Consider the following 789-nt stretch of genomic DNA (forward strand, 5'->3'; position numbering starts at 1 on the left):
GTGCCGGATGGCGGCACTTGGCGCCGGCGCCAATGAGGAAGCGGCGCAATCGCTCACTGCTTCGATCATATCAGCCGAGGCCGAAGGGCTTTCCTCGGTCGGTCTGTCGCATTTCATCGACTATCTCGAGGCGCTGGAAGCCGGACGCATCGACGGCAATGCCGACCCGGTGATCACACGGCCGGCGCTGGCAGTCTATCTCTCCGATGCACGCGGCGGGCTGGCGCATACCGGCTTCGACCGCAACATCGACGACCTCGCCAAGGCGGCAAAGCTGTTCGGTGTCGCCATCTTCTCGCAGAAGAACGCCTATACATGCGGCGCGCTCGGCTATTTCACCGGAAGGCTGGCAGCACAAGGACTGGTGTCGTTCGCAGCCACCAACGGCCCGGCCGTGCTTGCCGGCTCGGGCTCGGTCAAGCCGGTCTACTGCACCAACCCGATGTCGTTTGCCGCGCCTGCCGCCGACGGGGCGCCGCTGGTCATCGACCAGTCGTCGAGCGCCACCGCTTTCGTCAACATCCGCAAAGCGGCCGAGGACGGCAAGACAATCCCGGAAGGCTGGGCACTGGACGCCAGCGGCAATCCGACCACCGATCCCGCCGCCGCCATGAAGGGTGCAATGCTCGCCTTCGGCGGTCAGCGCGGCGCCAACATCGCGCTGATGGTCGAGGTGCTGGCGGCGGGCCTGTCGGGCGCCAACTGGTCGCTCGACGCGCCATGGTTCAGCGGCGGGCCGGACAGCCCCGGCACGGGACTGTTCGTGCTTGCTATCGAACCCAAGCTGCT

1 protein-coding gene is annotated in these 789 nt (G+C 66.7%); it reads left to right on the top strand.

Annotated elements, in window-relative coordinates:
* A partial coding sequence (locus EN994_RS33720; protein WP_245466176.1) for an Ldh family oxidoreductase occupies positions 1 to 789 on the top strand: 789 nt, incomplete at both ends.

It is taken from the genome of Mesorhizobium sp. M7A.F.Ca.CA.002.09.1.1 (assembly GCF_003998555.1).
Classification (GTDB): domain Bacteria; phylum Pseudomonadota; class Alphaproteobacteria; order Rhizobiales; family Rhizobiaceae; genus Mesorhizobium; species Mesorhizobium ciceri.